Origin of the sequence: Kineococcus xinjiangensis (assembly GCF_002934625.1) — a bacterium.
In the GTDB taxonomy this organism is placed as follows: Bacteria; Actinomycetota; Actinomycetes; order Actinomycetales; family Kineococcaceae; genus Kineococcus_A; species Kineococcus_A xinjiangensis.
In genome coordinates, this window is sequence record NZ_PTJD01000003.1 from 81,123 (window position 1) to 95,503 (window position 14,381).

Below are 14,381 nucleotides of genomic sequence, written 5' to 3' on the forward strand. Positions count from 1 at the left end.
GATGGCGAACGAGCACGTGCTCAAGGTGCACCACCTGCGCCCGGCGCCCGGTGCCAAGACCGCGAAGACCCGCGTGGGTCGCGGTGAGGCCAGCAAGGGCAAGACCGCCGGTCGCGGTACGAAGGGCACCAAGGCCCGCTACCAGGTGCCGGAGGCCTTCGAGGGCGGGCAGATGCCGCTGCACATGCGGCTGCCCAAGCTCCGCGGCTTCAAGAACCCCTTCCGGGTCGAGTACCAGGTGGTCAACCTCGACCGCCTGTCCTCGCTCTTCCCCGAGGGCGGCGCAGTGAGCGTCGACGACCTCGTCGCCAAGGGCGCCGTGCGCCCCGGGCACCTGGTCAAGGTCCTCGGTACCGGCGAGATCGGCGTGCCGCTGCAGGTCAGCGCGCACAAGTTCTCCGCCAGTGCGGAGCAGAAGATCACCGCAGCGGGTGGGACGACCACCCAGCTCTGACGATCGCCCCGACGCGGCGGTAACGGACACGTGAGATCAACCGTCCGTTGCCGCCGCGTTCCTGTTCGTGCACGGGGTAGGGTCGTCTCGCCGGAGGCCCCCTCCGGTGTGGCGGTCCTGCCCTCTGCCCTGCAGGGACGGCCGGCCGCCAGGCAGTAGGACCCACCGGTACCCGCACGTGCGCGGGCACCACCGACAGGCACCACCCATTCGCGTCAGCACCCCGCCCTCTCAGGCGGTGCAGGAGGTCACGTGCTCACCGCTTTGGCTCGGGCGTTCCGGACGCCGGACCTGCGCCGGAAGCTGCTCTTCACGCTCGGCATCATCGTGATCTTCCGCTTGGGCTCCTTCATCCCCACCCCGGGCGTCGACTACACGGCGGTGCAGGAGTGCCTCACGCAGGCGGAGACGAACAGCAGCCTCCTCGGTCTGGTCAACCTCTTCAGCGGCGGGGCGCTGCTCCAGCTGGCCGTGTTCGCGCTGGGGATCATGCCCTACATCACGGCGAGCATCATCGTGCAGCTGCTCACCGTCGTGATCCCCCGCTTCGAGGAGCTGAAGAAGGAGGGGCAGACGGGGACCGCGAAGCTGACGCAGTACACGCGGTACCTGACGATCGCCCTGGCCATCCTGCAGTCGACGACGTACGTCTCGATCGCGCGCGACCCCGCGCGCCTCTTCGGGGCGCAGTGCACGGCGCAGGTCGTGCCCGACCAGAGCGTGCCGATCCTGGCGCTGATGGTGCTCACCATGACGGCCGGCACCGGCCTCGTGATGTGGATGGGTGAGCTGATCACCGAGCGGGGCGTCGGCAACGGCATGTCGCTGCTGATCTTCACGTCGATCGCCTCGACGTTCCCGTCCTCGATCTGGGCCATCGGGCAGGAGAACGGCTACGCGATCATGGCGGCCGTCATCTTCATCGGTCTCTTCGTCGTGGCCGCCGTCGTGGCCGTGGAGCAGTCCCAGCGGCGCGTGCCGGTGCAGTACGCCAAGCGGATGATCGGCCGGCGCATGTACGGCGGGACGAGCACCTACATCCCGCTGAAGGTCAACATGGCCGGCGTCATCCCGATCATCTTCGCCTCGTCGCTGCTGTACCTGCCCGCCCTGGTGGCGCAGTTCAACGACCCGCGTGCGGAGTGGGTCCTGTGGATCGACCGGTACCTCGTCCGGGGCGACCACCCGCTCTACATGGCGATCTACTTCCTGCTGATCATCTTCTTCGCGTACTTCTACGTGGCCATCACGTTCAACCCGGACGAGGTCGCCGAGAACATGCGGAAGTACGGCGGCTTCATCCCCGGTGTCCGGGCCGGTCGCCCGACCGCCGAGTACCTCGACTACATCCTCACCCGCATCACGCTGCCCGGTGCCCTCTACCTGGGGCTGGTCTCGCTGATCCCCCTCATCGCCCTGGTGCTCTTCAACGCGAACCAGAACTTCCCCTTCGGCGGAACGTCGATCCTCATCGTGGTCGGTGTGGGCCTGGAGACGGTGAAGCAGATCGAGTCCCAGTTGCAGCAGCGGAACTACGAAGGGTTCTTGCGATGACGCGTCTCGTCCTCCTCGGTCCGCCCGGCGCGGGCAAGGGCACCCAGGCGTCCCGGCTGGCGGAGCACCTCTCCGTGCCCGCCATCTCCACCGGTGACATCTTCCGGGCCAACGTCGCCCAGGGCACTGACCTGGGGACCCTGGCGAAGGAGTACATGGACGCCGGCAAGTACGTCCCCGACACGGTCACCAACGGGATGGTCCGCAGCCGGCTCGCGGAGCCCGACGTGGAGGGTGGCTTCATCCTCGACGGCTACCCGCGCACCACGGACCAGGTCCGAGAGCTCGACGCGATGCTGGCGGAGAGCGGCACCCAGCTGGACGCCGTCGTGCAGATCACCGCGGACAGCGACGAGCTGGTCCGCCGCCTCGTGCAGCGCGCCGCCATCCAGGGGCGCAGCGACGACACCGAGGACGTCATCCGCGAGCGGCAGCGGGTCTACCTGGAGCAGACGGCCCCGCTGGTCGACGTCTACCAGTCGCGCGGGCTCCTGCGCACGGTGGACGGCCTCGGCCCCATCGACGAGGTCACCGAGCGCCTGCTCGCCGCTCTCGAGACGGGCCGGTCCTGACCGCCGGCACCGGCGGGGGAGTGCAGTGAGCGTGTTCCACCGCGAGCGCATCGAGTGGAAGACCCCCGAGCAGGTGCGGCGCATGCGCACGGCGGGTCTGCTCACGGCCGCGGCCCTGGAGCGGGTCCGGGCCGAGCTCCGCCCCGGGATCACCACCGCGCACCTGGACGCCGTCGCCGCGGAGGTCATCCGGGACGGGGGCGGGCGGGCGTCCTTCCTCGGCTACCACGGGTACCCGGCGACGCTGTGCGTCTCGGTCAACGAGGTGGTCGTCCACGGGATCCCCGGGGAGAGGGTCATCGCCGAGGGTGACGTCGTCTCCGTGGACTGCGGGGCCGTGGTCGACGGGTGGCACGGCGACTCCGCCTTCACCGCGGTCGTGGGCTCACCCCTGGACCAGGCCGACGCCGAGCTCATCGAGCTGACGCGCCAGGCCATGTGGGGGGGCATCGCCGCGCTGGACGCCCGCGGCCGGCTCAACGACGTGGGCGCCGCGGTCGAGGACGCCGTCGACGGCAGGCTCGGCATCGTCGACGGGTACACCGGTCACGGCATCGGCACCGAGATGCACCAGGCGCCGGAGGTCCTCAACTACCGCGTCCGCGAACGGGGCCCGAAGGTGAAGCCCGGGTTGGTCGTCGCCGTCGAGCCGATGTGCACGCGCGGCGGGGAGGACACCGACGTCCTCGGCGACGACTGGACGGTGGTGACGCGCGACGGCACGAGGGCCGCGCACTGGGAGCACACGGTCGCCGTGCTGGAGGACGGGCTGTGGGTGCTCACCGCCCCCGACGGGGGTGCGGAGGAACTCGCCCGGCGCGGGGCTCGACTGTCGGGCCTCGCCTCGGCCTGAGCCAGCCCCGCCGACGGGATCCGGGACGGGGTGCGATTTCGTCTCCCGTCCCGTGTCCACTAGACTCGTCTTTCGGTCCGCCCTGTCTGCCGCTCGAACGGTTCGGCTGCTTCCTCGGCACGGGTGCGCGTCCAGCCAGAGCACCTGAGAAGCACCGACGGAAAAGCGGAGGACATGCCGAAGAAGGACGGCGTCATCGAGATCGAAGGCACCGTGATCGAAGCCCTGCCGAACGCGATGTTCCGCGTCGAGCTGAGCAACGGTCACAAGGTGCTCGCCCACATCTCCGGGAAGATGCGGCAGCACTACATCCGCATCCTCCCCGAGGACCGGGTCGTCGTCGAGCTCAGCCCCTACGACCTGTCCCGCGGGCGCATCGTCTACCGCTACAAGTGACCCCACTGGCCGCTGCCACCCGCCCTCCCCACCCGGGGTCGGTCGGGGGGCCGGCACGACCGGAGACGTGATGAAGGTCAAGCCCAGCGTCAAGAAGATCTGCGACAAGTGCAAGGTGATCCGCCGCCACGGGCGCGTGATGGTCATCTGCGACAACCTGCGCCACAAGCAGCGTCAGGGCTGAGACCCCGGCGGACCGCAGCAGCGGCCGCTGACGGTCCAGGAGCACGACCTCCGCGCAGCACCCACCCGGTCAGCTAGGCCGGGTGACACCCCCGGTCGGAGGCCGGGGACCCGCCGGACGAGGGCGGGAACGGTGCTGCGGTAGACCTCCGTGAAGGAAGAGGAACATCCACATGGCACGTCTCGTCGGCGTGGACCTGCCCCGCGAGAAGCGGGCAGAGATCGCGCTCACCTACATCTTCGGCATCGGGCGCACCCGCGCGAAGGAGACGCTGGCGGCGACCGGCGTCAGCGGCGACACCCGCGTGCGAGACCTCGGGGACGACGACCTCGTCCGCCTGCGCGACTACATCGAGGGCAACTTCCGCGTCGAGGGTGACCTCCGCCGCGAGGTGGCCGCCGACATCCGCCGCAAAGTGGAGATCGGGAGCTACGAGGGCCTCCGCCACCGTCGTGGCCTGCCCGTCCGCGGGCAGCGCACGAAGACGAACGCTCGCACCCGCAAGGGTCCGAAGCGCACCGTGGCAGGCAAGAAGAAGCCGGGCCGCAAGTAGCAGCGGGCGGCCCTCCGGCCGCCCCATCCGCGAGCGCCCCGCTCGCAGCTCCCGAGGTTCCGCCGCCCGCGCGGACCTGCCACGTCGTTCCCTGGAGTTCACCGCATGCCTCCCAAGAGCCGCATGGCCACCGGTGCGCGCAAGCCGCGCCGCAAGGAGAAGAAGAACGTCTCCCACGGCCACGCCCACATCAAGAGCACGTTCAACAACACGATCGTCTCCATCACCGACCCCACGGGCGCTGTGATCGCCTGGGCGTCGGCCGGTCAGGTCGGCTTCAAGGGCTCGCGCAAGTCGACGCCCTTCGCCGCCCAGATGGCCGCGGAGGCCGCCGCCCGCCGTGCGCAGGAGCACGGCATGCGCAAGGTCGACGTCTTCGTGAAGGGCCCGGGTTCGGGCCGCGAGACGGCGATCCGCTCGCTGCAGGCGACCGGCCTCGAGGTCGGGGCGATCCAGGACGTCACGCCCAGCCCGCACAACGGCTGCCGTCCGCCCAAGCGTCGTCGCGTCTGACGTCCTCCACCGGCGTGCTTCCAGCAGCGCCGGGCCCCCGGTCCGCGGGACCGGGGGCTCCGGCCTGCCGGGACAGCGCACCGGGAACCACTGCGCCGCGGTGGTTCCCCGCACACGTGAAGTACCCCGCCGGTGGACCGATGCCGACGGGTTCGCGGGACGTCATATGGCGGACGTCCGCGGGAAGGAGATGCCGTGCTGATCGCCCAGCGACCCACGCTCACTGAGGACGTCCTCAGCGACTACCGCTCCCGGTTCGTCATCGAGCCGCTCGAGCCGGGCTTCGGCTACACCCTGGGCAACTCGCTGCGCCGCACGCTGCTGTCGTCCATCCCGGGTGCCGCGGTCACGAGCATCCGCATCGACGGCGTGCTGCACGAGTTCACCAGCGTTCCCGGGGTCAAGGAGGACGTCACCGAGCTCGTCCTCAACATCAAGAACCTCGTGGTGTCCAGCGAGCACGACGAGCCCGTGGTGATGTACCTGCGCAAGCAGGGCCCCGGCGCCGTCACCGCTGCGGACATCGCCCCCCCGGCCGGCGTGGAGGTCCACAACCCGGACCTGCACATCGCCACCCTCAACGCCAAGGGCAAGCTCGAGCTGGAGCTGACGGTCGAGCGCGGTCGCGGCTACGTCTCCGCCCAGCAGAACAAGTCCGGCGAGCAGGAGATCGGCCGCATCCCGGTCGACTCCATCTACTCGCCGGTGCTGAAGGTGACCTACAAGGTCGAGGCCACCCGCGTCGAGCAGCGCACCGACTTCGACCGCCTCGTGGTGGACGTGGAGACCAAGCGCTCGATCGCCCCCCGCGACGCCGTGGCCTCCGCCGGCAAGACGCTGACGGAGCTGTTCGGCCTCGCCCGCGAGCTCAACGTCGACGCCGAGGGCATCGACATGGGTCCGTCGCCGACCGACGCGGCGCTGGCCGCGGACCTCGCGCTGGAGATCGAGGCGCTGGACCTGACGGTCCGCTCCTACAACTGCCTCAAGCGCGAGGGCATCCACACCGTCGGGGAACTGGTCTCGCGCAGCGAGGCCGACCTGCTCGACATCCGCAACTTCGGGCAGAAGTCCATCGACGAGGTCAAGGCCAAGCTCGTCGGCATGGGTCTGCACCTGAAGGACAGCCCGCCCGGCTTCGACCCGAGCGCCGTCGTCAACGACTTCGAGGAGGACGACGCGTCCTTCGCCGAGGACGAGCAGCTCTGACCGACCGCCCAGTCGTGGCTCCCTGACTCGGGCGCCACGGGAAGCACCCGAGGAGATCGACAACCATGCCCACCCCCACCAAGGGTCCGCGGCTCGGCGGCGGGCCGGCGCACGAGCGGCTCATCCTCGCCAACCTGGCGACCCAGCTGTTCGAGCACCGCAGCATCACCACCACCGAGGCGAAGGCCAAGCGGCTGCGTCCGTTCGCGGAGCAGCTCATCACCAAGGCCAAGCGGGGTGACCTGGCCAACCGTCGCCGGGTCATGCAGACCATCCGCGACAAGAGCGTCGTGCACTTCCTCTTCACGGAGATCGCCCCGGCCATGGCCGAGCGCGAGGGTGGCTACACCCGCATCGTGAAGATCGGCCCGCGCAAGGGCGACAACGCCCCCATGGCGGTCATCCAGCTGGTGCTGGAGCCCCTGAGCGCCAAGCAGGCCACGGTCCGCGAGGCCGAGAAGGCCACCGCCGCGTCGGCTCCCGCCGCGGAGGAGACCCCCGAGGTCGCCGTCGAGGAGACCGACGACACCGCCGCCACCGACGCGGAGGCCCCCGCGGCCGACGCCGAGGCCGGCAGCGTCGCCCAGCCCGACACCCTCCCCGAGGACGGCGAGGGCAAGGCCTGAGCACCCAGGTGTTCCCCAGCGAGCCCGCCCTCCCCGAGCAGGGGAGCGGCGGGCTCGCTGCTGCGGGCGCCGAGGCGAGCGTCCGCCTGCGCCTCGATCTCGGCTACGACGGCACCGGCTTCTCCGGCTGGGCCGCGCAGCCCGGTCTGCGCACCGTGGAGGAGACCCTCGCGGAGGGCTTGCAGCGGGTGCTGCGGCTGTCGCGGGTGCGCCTGGTCGTGGCCGGGCGCACGGACGCCGGCGTCCACGCCACGGGCCAGGTGGCGCACCTGGACGTGCCCGTCGAGGCGTGGCTCGCGGTGCCGGGACGGTCCGACCGGCCGCCTGCCGAGGCGCTGTTGCGGCGGCTGGCGGGCGTCCTCCCTCCGGACGTGCGCGTCCACGCCGCGCAGGAGGCCCCGACGGGCTTCGACGCCCGGTTCTCGGCCGTGCAGCGCCGCTACGCCTACCGCGTCAGCGACCACCCGGCGGGCGCCCCGCCGCTGCGACGCCACGACGTGCTCGCCCACCGCAGGCCCCTCGACGCCGAGGCGATGGACGCCGCCGCCGGCCGGTTGGTCGGGCTGCACGACTTCGCCGCGTTCTGCAAGCCCCGCGAGGGCGCCACGACGATCCGCACCCTCCTGCGCTACCGCTGGTGCCGTGACGCGGACGGCCTGCTGGTCGCCGACGTCCGGGCGGACGCCTTCTGCCACTCCATGGTCCGCGCGCTCGTCGGTGCGCTGTTGCCCGTCGGAGAGGGCCGTCGCGACATCGACTGGCCCGTCGAGGTGCTCACCGCCCGCCGCCGCGACCCCGCCGTGGCCGTCGTGCCGCCGCTCGGGCTGAGCCTGGAGGAGGTGGGCTACCCGCCCGAGGACCGGCTCGCCGATCGCGCCCAGGAGGCACGGGCCGTCCGGCAGCTGCCGCCGGCCTGCTGAGCGCAGCGGGACGCGCACCGGGCGGACGAACCTGCCCCGGAGCGGGGCATCGGGCAGGCTGGGGCCGTGCCCACTCTCGTCGTCGTGCGCCACGCCAAGGCATCCAACCCGCCGGGCGTTGCCGACCTCTCCCGGCCGCTGTCGCCGCGCGGTGCCCGTGACGCCGCCGCCGCCGGCCGCTGGATCCGCGAGCACGTCGCGCCACCGGGGCTGCTGCTCACCTCGCCGGCGCGCCGCACCGAGGAGACCACCGCCGCCCTCCTCGGCCAGTGGGACGAGCTGCCGCCCGTGGTCGAGGAGGAGCGGATCTACGAGGCGTCCCTCGGCGACCTGATCTACCTGGTGCGCGGGCTCGACGAGCAGGCCCCCGTGGTGCTCGTGGGCCACAACCCCGGCCTGAGCGCCCTCGTCGAGGACCTCACCGGGGAGGTGCTGGAGCTGCAGACCAGTGGGATCGCGGTCGTCGAGGCCTCCGGGAGCTGGACGGACGTCGCCCCGTGCGAGTGCGCGCTCGTCGCCGTGCACACCGCGCGCGACGACGGGCCGGACGACGAGCTCGCCTGACCCCGTCTGAGCCCGCCGGAGCCGGCCTGAGCCCGCCGGAGCCGGCCGGGGTGCCGACGCCGCGGCGGCCCTACCCGTCACCGCGCTCCTGCTCGCGCTCCCGTCGCGAGCGGCGGTGCTCCCGGGTGGTGCTGCGGCGGTGGCGGCGCTGCTCCGCGCGCAACCGCTGGTCGGTGCGGGCGGCGGCTCGCGCCTCCTCCCGCAGCAGCTTGCGGTAGCCGTCCAGCCGTCGCGTCGGCAGGACGCCGTCCACGATTGCGGCGAGCACCGCGCACCCCGGTTCACCGACGTGCCCGCAGTCGCCGAACCGGCACGCCGCCGCCAGCTCCTCCACGTCCGCGAACGCCCGCCGCACGCCGTCGGCCGTCTCCGGCAGCCCCACCGCCCGCAGCCCGGGGGTGTCGATCAACGCGCCCCCACCGGGCAGCGGCAGCAGCTCCCGGCGCACGCTGGTGTGCCGGCCCCTCCCGTCGACCGCGCGCACCGCGCCGACTGCCAGCGCCTCCCGCCCCAGCAGCGCGTTGGCCAGGCTCGACTTGCCGGCGCCGGACGGCCCGACGAGCACGGCCGTGCCGGTGAGCTCGGCGGCCAGCACGGCCAGGCCGGCGCCGGACGCGGTGCTCACCGCCCGCACCCGGGCACCGGGTGCGGCGGCGCCCACCTCCGCGAGTTCCAGGCCCGGATCGTCCACCACGTCGGCCTTGGTGAGCACCACGACGGGGCGGGCGCCGCTGGCCCAGGCGATCGCCAGGAGGCGCTCCACCCGCGCCAGGCGCAGCGGGACGTCGAGGGGCACGGTGATCAGCACCTCGTCGACGTTCGCGGCCAGCACCTGCCCCAGCGAGGAGCCGGTGACCGCGGAGCGCCGCAGGGCGTTGCGGCGAGGCAGGACCGCCAGCAGGCGCGCGGTGGCCCCTCCGGCCCCGCTCACGGCGGTCCAGTCGCCGGTGGCGGGGGCGGTGGCGGGGTCGACGGCGAGGGCTGGTGGGACCTCGGCGTGCAGCAGACCCGCAGCGGTCAGGACGTCGCAGCGGCCCCGGTCCGTCCGCACGACGCGGCCGGGCTGCGGCGGGCCCGTCCCGGAGTCCGGGGACGCGGTGCCGGTCGCCTCCGGCAGGGACTGCCGGCTGGTCTGCCAGGTGGACTGCCAGTGGTCGTCCCAGCCGTGGCGCAGCAGGAGCGGATCGGGCTCGCCGGTCCCGCTCGGTACGGGTGCGGCGGAGGGCGGTGGGGGGTGGTTCGACGGCACGAGGGGCTCCAGGAGGGGAGTCCCGCCGCGCTCTCAGCCGCGGCGGGTGGGGAAGGGGATCCGGTGGGGAACGCGCTCGTCGACGGCCATGACCCACCTCCCTCGTCCGCGCCCCCTCGGCGGTGGCGACGACGCGACGCTAGCCCGGGCCCCGGAGGCCGGGCACCTGCTTTTCCGCCTGTTCCCGCGCCGGCCCCGCCGCTCCGCCTGCTGCACGGCGTCGGCGTGTGCGGCGGCCCGGGGGGAAGGCGGGTGCGGGCGGGCGCCTGCGGCGTGCACACTCGCTCCCGTGGGCTTCCTCGACCTCCAGGCCGTCGGCTACGAGCTCCCCGACGGGCGCCCGCTCCTCGACGAGGTGTCCTTCCGGGTCCCGGAGGGCAGCACCACCGCTCTCGTCGGCCCCAACGGCACCGGCAAGACGACGCTGCTGCGCCTCGTGGCCCAGGACCTGCCGCTGCAGTCCGGCGGCGTCGGCCGCGCCGGATCCCTCGGCGTCATGCGGCAGTTCGTCGGCTCGGTGCGCGACGACACCACGGTCCGCGAGCTGCTGACGTCCGTCGCGCCGCCGCCCCTGCGCGCCGCCGCGGCTGCGGTCGACGCGGCGGAGCTGGCCATGCTCGAGCGCGACGAGGAGCGGGAGCAGATGCGCTACGCCCAGGCGCTCGCCGACTTCGCCGACGCCGGCGGCTACGAGGCGGAGGTGGTGTGGGACGAGTGCACCTCCGCGGCCCTGGGGACGGGCTTCGAGCGCTGCCAGCACCGCCTCGTGCGCACGCTCTCCGGCGGCGAGCAGAAGCGGCTCGTGCTGGAGGCGCTGCTGCGCGGCGACGACGAGGTGCTGCTGCTCGACGAGCCGGACAACTACCTGGACGTCCCCGGCAAGCGGTGGCTCGAGGAGCAGCTGCGGGCCACGACGAAGGCGGTGCTGCTGGTCAGCCACGACCGGGAGCTGCTGGCCGCGGCCGCGGACCGGATCGTGACCCTGGAGCCGGGTGCGCTGGGTGCGACGGCCTGGGTGCACGGCGGCTCCTTCGCGACGTACGCCGCCGCGCGCGCCGCCCGCGGGGAGCGGCTGGAGGAGCTGCGCCGGCGCTGGGACGAGGACCGGGCGAAGCTGCGCACCCTCGTCGTGACGCTGCGGGAGAAGTCGAAGTTCAACGACGGCATGGCCTCGCGCTACGCCGCGGCGCAGACCCGCCTGCAGCGCTTCGAGGAGGCCGGCCCGCCGCAGGCGCCGCCGCTGCCGCAGGACGTGCGGATGCGCCTGCGTGGCGGCCGCACGGGCAAGCGGGCCGTCGTGTGCGAGGGGCTGGAGCTGACGGGGCTCATGCGGCCCTTCGACGCCGAGCTGTGGCTGGGCGACCGGGTGGCGGTGCTGGGCTCCAACGGCTCCGGCAAGTCGCACTTCCTGCGGCTGCTGGCCGCGGGCGGCAGCGACCCCTCCCCGGAGCACCGGCCGGTCTCGGGGGCGGTCGTGGCGCCCGTCGCCCACCGCGGCACGGCGCGCCTCGGTGCGCGGGTGCGGCCGGGGTGGTTCGCGCAGACCCACGACCAGCCGGGCCTGACGGGCCGGACGCTGCTGGACGTGCTCCACCGCGGCGACGAGCACCGCAGCGGCCTGGACCGGGAGGCCGCCTCCCGCGCCCTGGACCGCTACGGGCTGGCCGCGGCCGCGGAGCGGCGCTTCGGGGAGCTCTCCGGCGGGCAGCAGGCGCGCCTGCAGATCCTCCTGCTGGAGCTGTCGGGCGCCACGCTGCTGCTGCTGGACGAGCCGACCGACAACCTCGACCTGCACTCCGCGGAGGCGCTGGAGAGCGCGCTGGCCGCCTTCGAGGGGACCGTCGTGGCCGTGACGCACGACCGCTGGTTCGCGAGGGGCTTCGACCGCTTCCTCGTCTTCGGCGCCGACGGGGGGGTCCGCGAGGAGCCGGCGCCGGTGTGGGACGAGGCCCGGGTGGTCCGGGCCCGCTGACGACCCCGCGGGGGTGCGGCCGCGGTGCGGACGGCCCCCGCGTCCGGGCGTTTTGACCCCCGGCACGGGCGGCGGGTATCGTCGGATGCCGTTGTGCCCTCACGTGGCGGGTCGTGATCGGAAGGTCCGCGATCCACGGTTGCCACGGGGCGCCTCCCCGATGACCGCATCGAGAACGAAGGCCAGGCCTGTGCGCACGTACACCCCGAAGCCCGGCGACGTCGAGCGTCGCTGGCACGTCATCGACGCGGAAGACGTCGTGCTCGGCCGCCTCGCGTCCCAGAGCGCCATCCTCCTGCGCGGCAAGCACAAGCCGACGTTCGCGCCCCACGTCGACGGTGGCGACTTCGTCATCATCGTCAACGCGAGCAAGGTCGCCCTGACCGGCTCGAAGCGCGACCAGAAGCTCGCCTACCGGCACTCCGGCTACCCGGGCGGCCTCAAGGCCACCCGCTACACCGACCTGCTGGAGCAGGACCCCGCGAAGGCGGTCGAGAAGGCCATCCGCGGGATGCTGCCGAAGACCACCCTGGGTCGTCAGATCCTGAAGAACCTGAAGGTCTACGCCGGCCCGGAGCACCCGCACGCCGCGCAGAAGCCCCAGCCGTACGAGTTGACCCAGGTCGCGCAGTGAGCCACTCCGCGCCCGCTGCGAACTGACTGAGGAGAAACGTGTCCGAGATCACGACCGACGACGTCGCTGAGGACATCACCGAGTCCGACGACTTCACCGGCACGTACACCACCGAGTCGACCCAGCCGCGCACCGGCGGGTCGAGCATCATCGCCCCCGGCGCGGCCACCGGCCGTCGCAAGGAGGCCGTCGCCCGGGTGCGCATCGTGCCCGGCACCGGCCGCTGGACGGTGAACGGCCGCGACCTGCAGTCGTACTTCCCGAACAAGGTGCACCAGCAGCTCGTCAACGAGCCGTTCCGGGTCACCGAGCTCGAGGGCTCCTTCGACGTCATCGCCCGCATCCACGGCGGCGGCGTCTCCGGCCAGGCCGGTGCGCTGCGCCTCGGCGTGGCCCGGTGCCTGAACGAGATCGACGTCGAGGCCAACCGCCCGGCGCTGAAGAAGGCCGGGTTCCTGACCCGCGACCCGCGCGTCACCGAACGCAAGAAGTACGGCCTCAAGAAGGCCCGTCGCGCCCCGCAGTACAGCAAGCGCTGATCCCACCGCAGGGGCCACCGGTTCCTGCAGTGGCCGCCGCCCGACCACGGGCGGCGGCGCCAGCAACGCACGACGAACGGCCCCGGGGGCGCTCCCCGGGGCCGTTCGTCGTGGAGCGGCACCGCCGACTGCGGCACGGGAGCGGCGTGCGGGGAACGCGGGCGACCGCGGACCCCAGAGACCGGGAACGAGGGAGGACGACAGGGTGGGCCGACTCTTCGGAACCGACGGCGTGCGGGGCCTGGCCAACGTGGACCTGACGGCGGAGCTCGCCCTGAACCTCGCGGTCGCCGCGGCGGGCGTGCTCGGCGGCGCCTCCCCGGGGGGTGCGCCGGGAACTGCGCGCCCGCGGGCGGTCGTCGGCCGCGACCCGAGGGCGTCGGGTGAGTTCCTCGCCGCCGCCGTCGTCGCCGGGCTCGCCAGCGCCGGCGTCGACGTGGACGACGTCGGGATCCTGCCCACCCCGGCCGTCGCGCACCTCGTGGCCGCCCGCGGCGCCGACTTCGGCGTCATGCTCTCCGCCTCCCACAACCCCATGCCCGACAACGGCATCAAGTTCTTCGCCCGCGGCGGGACCAAGCTGCCCGACAGCGTCGAGGACCAGATCGAGGCGAGGCTGGCCGCGGGCCCGGCCCAGCGCCCCACCGGCGCGGGCGTCGGGCGCGTCCGCCGCGGTGCCGAGGTGGAGCGCGCAGCGTCCGACACCTACGTCGAGCACGTCCTCGCCGCCCTGCCGGCGCGGCTCGACGGGCTGCACGTCGTCGTCGACTGCGCACACGGGGCCGCCAGCGACGTAGCCCCCCGCATCCTCGCCGCGGCGGGGGCCCGGGTCACCGCCGTCTCCGCCGACCCCGACGGGCTGAACATCAACGACGGGTGCGGCTCGACGCACCTGGAACCCCTCCGGGACGCCGTCCTGGCCCACGGCGCGGACGCCGGGATCGCGCACGACGGCGACGCCGACCGCTGCCTCGCCGTGGACGCGGCCGGGAACGTCGTCGACGGCGACCAGATCATGGCCGTCCTGGCCGTGGCCATGCGCGACGCCGCGGTGCTCGCGGAGGGCACTCTCGTCGCCACCGTCATGAGCAACCTCGGCCTGCGCCTGGCCATGGAGCGCGAGGGCATCCGCCTCGTCGAGACCGCGGTGGGCGACCGCTACGTGCTGGAGGCCCTCACCGCCGGCGGCTACACCCTCGGCGGGGAGCAGTCCGGGCACGTGGTGCTGCCGCAGTACGCCACCACCGGCGACGGCGTCCTCACCGCGGTGCTGCTGCTGGCCCGGATGGCGGCCACGGGGCGCACCCTCGCCGACCTCGCCGCCGTCGTGCAGCGCCTGCCGCAGGTCCTCGTCAACGTGCCGGGTGTGGACAAGGCGCGGGCGGGCTCCGACGCGGGCGTGCTCGTCGCCGTCGCCGCCGCGGAGGAGGAGCTCGGCTCCACCGGCCGCGTCCTGCTGCGCCCGTCCGGCACCGAGCCGCTCGTGCGGGTGATGGTGGAGGCCGCCGCGCAGGAGCAGGCCCAGGCGGTGGCGGAGCGCCTCGCCGCCGTCGTGCGCGACCGCCTCGCCCTGCAGCACTCCTGACCGG

Annotated in this window: 17 protein-coding genes; 16 read left to right on the top strand and 1 reads right to left on the bottom strand. The window is 73.4% G+C overall.

Translation table 11 applies throughout. The annotated features are described in order from the left end of the window. Nucleotide 1: 1 nt before the first annotated feature. The 12 genes from rplO (at nucleotide 2) to CLV92_RS05290 (ending at nucleotide 8,398) form a co-directional block, all read left to right on the top strand. Entirely contained in the window at nucleotides 2–454 is a 453-nt protein-coding gene (rplO, locus tag CLV92_RS05235; protein WP_104431760.1) for a 50S ribosomal protein L15, read from the top strand. A gap of 252 nt (nucleotides 455–706) precedes the next feature. Then, on the top strand, nucleotides 707–2,008 hold the full coding sequence (secY, locus tag CLV92_RS05240; RefSeq protein ID WP_104431761.1) for a preprotein translocase subunit SecY: 1,302 nt from the start codon (nucleotides 707–709) through the stop codon (nucleotides 2,006–2,008). Further along, entirely contained in the window at nucleotides 2,005–2,580 is a 576-nt protein-coding gene (locus CLV92_RS05245; RefSeq protein WP_104431762.1) for an adenylate kinase, read from the top strand. The genes secY and CLV92_RS05245 overlap by 4 nt, the downstream gene beginning before the upstream one ends. A gap of 31 nt (nucleotides 2,581–2,611) precedes the next feature. Continuing rightward, nucleotides 2,612–3,433 (top strand): type I methionyl aminopeptidase, encoded by an 822-nt coding sequence (gene map, locus CLV92_RS05250; protein ID WP_104431976.1) that lies wholly within the window; start codon nucleotides 2,612–2,614, stop codon nucleotides 3,431–3,433. Nucleotides 3,434–3,607: 174 nt separating this feature from the next. Beyond that, nucleotides 3,608–3,829: a translation initiation factor IF-1 gene (gene infA / locus CLV92_RS05255; RefSeq protein WP_012084955.1), complete on the top strand. Its 222-nt coding sequence runs from the start codon at nucleotides 3,608–3,610 to the stop codon at nucleotides 3,827–3,829. Between the two features lie 70 nt (nucleotides 3,830–3,899). Continuing rightward, on the top strand, nucleotides 3,900–4,013 hold the full coding sequence (rpmJ, locus tag CLV92_RS05260) for a 50S ribosomal protein L36 (protein ID WP_003956441.1): 114 nt from the start codon (nucleotides 3,900–3,902) through the stop codon (nucleotides 4,011–4,013). Between the two features lie 172 nt (nucleotides 4,014–4,185). Further along, nucleotides 4,186–4,566, top strand: coding sequence for a 30S ribosomal protein S13 (gene rpsM, locus CLV92_RS05265; protein WP_104431763.1), 381 nt, complete (start codon nucleotides 4,186–4,188; stop codon nucleotides 4,564–4,566). A gap of 105 nt (nucleotides 4,567–4,671) precedes the next feature. After that, nucleotides 4,672–5,079 carry a 30S ribosomal protein S11 gene (gene rpsK / locus CLV92_RS05270; RefSeq protein ID WP_104431764.1) on the top strand — a complete coding sequence of 136 codons (408 nt, stop codon included), beginning with the start codon at nucleotides 4,672–4,674 and terminating at the stop codon, nucleotides 5,077–5,079. Nucleotides 5,080–5,274: 195 nt separating this feature from the next. Next, a complete protein-coding gene (locus CLV92_RS05275) occupies nucleotides 5,275–6,288 on the top strand; it encodes a DNA-directed RNA polymerase subunit alpha (RefSeq protein ID WP_104431765.1) in 1,014 nt (337 codons plus the stop codon). Between the two features lie 65 nt (nucleotides 6,289–6,353). Further along, the gene (rplQ, locus tag CLV92_RS23040) at nucleotides 6,354–6,914 is read left to right on the top strand and encodes a 50S ribosomal protein L17 (RefSeq protein WP_104431766.1); all 561 of its coding nucleotides are present in this window, start codon (nucleotides 6,354–6,356) and stop codon (nucleotides 6,912–6,914) included. 86 nt (nucleotides 6,915–7,000) lie between these two features. Then, nucleotides 7,001–7,834 (top strand): tRNA pseudouridine(38-40) synthase TruA, encoded by an 834-nt coding sequence (gene truA, locus CLV92_RS05285; RefSeq protein WP_211290919.1) that lies wholly within the window; start codon nucleotides 7,001–7,003, stop codon nucleotides 7,832–7,834. 66 nt (nucleotides 7,835–7,900) lie between these two features. Next, nucleotides 7,901–8,398, top strand: coding sequence for a SixA phosphatase family protein (locus tag CLV92_RS05290; RefSeq protein ID WP_104431768.1), 498 nt, complete (start codon nucleotides 7,901–7,903; stop codon nucleotides 8,396–8,398). 70 nt (nucleotides 8,399–8,468) lie between these two features. On the opposite strand, the gene rsgA is transcribed toward CLV92_RS05290, so the two are convergent. Further along, nucleotides 8,469–9,575: a ribosome small subunit-dependent GTPase A gene (gene rsgA, locus CLV92_RS05295; protein WP_104431977.1), complete on the bottom strand. Its 1,107-nt coding sequence runs from the start codon at nucleotides 9,573–9,575 to the stop codon at nucleotides 8,469–8,471. Between the two features lie 361 nt (nucleotides 9,576–9,936). Here rsgA and CLV92_RS05300 point away from each other — a divergent pair, with 361 nt between their 5' ends. The 4 genes from CLV92_RS05300 (at nucleotide 9,937) to glmM (ending at nucleotide 14,377) form a co-directional block, all read left to right on the top strand. Then, complete coding sequence (locus CLV92_RS05300) at nucleotides 9,937–11,619, top strand: ATP-binding cassette domain-containing protein (RefSeq protein ID WP_104431769.1); 1,683 nt, start codon at nucleotides 9,937–9,939, stop codon at nucleotides 11,617–11,619. A 190-nt stretch (nucleotides 11,620–11,809) separates the two neighbouring features. Beyond that, the gene (gene rplM, locus CLV92_RS05305) at nucleotides 11,810–12,253 is read left to right on the top strand and encodes a 50S ribosomal protein L13 (protein ID WP_104431770.1); all 444 of its coding nucleotides are present in this window, start codon (nucleotides 11,810–11,812) and stop codon (nucleotides 12,251–12,253) included. 47 nt (nucleotides 12,254–12,300) lie between these two features. Continuing rightward, a complete protein-coding gene (gene rpsI, locus CLV92_RS05310; protein ID WP_104431978.1) occupies nucleotides 12,301–12,792 on the top strand; it encodes a 30S ribosomal protein S9 in 492 nt (163 codons plus the stop codon). Nucleotides 12,793–12,997: 205 nt separating this feature from the next. Continuing rightward, nucleotides 12,998–14,377: a phosphoglucosamine mutase gene (gene glmM, locus CLV92_RS05315; protein WP_104431771.1), complete on the top strand. Its 1,380-nt coding sequence runs from the start codon at nucleotides 12,998–13,000 to the stop codon at nucleotides 14,375–14,377. Nucleotides 14,378–14,381: the final 4 nt, after the last annotated feature.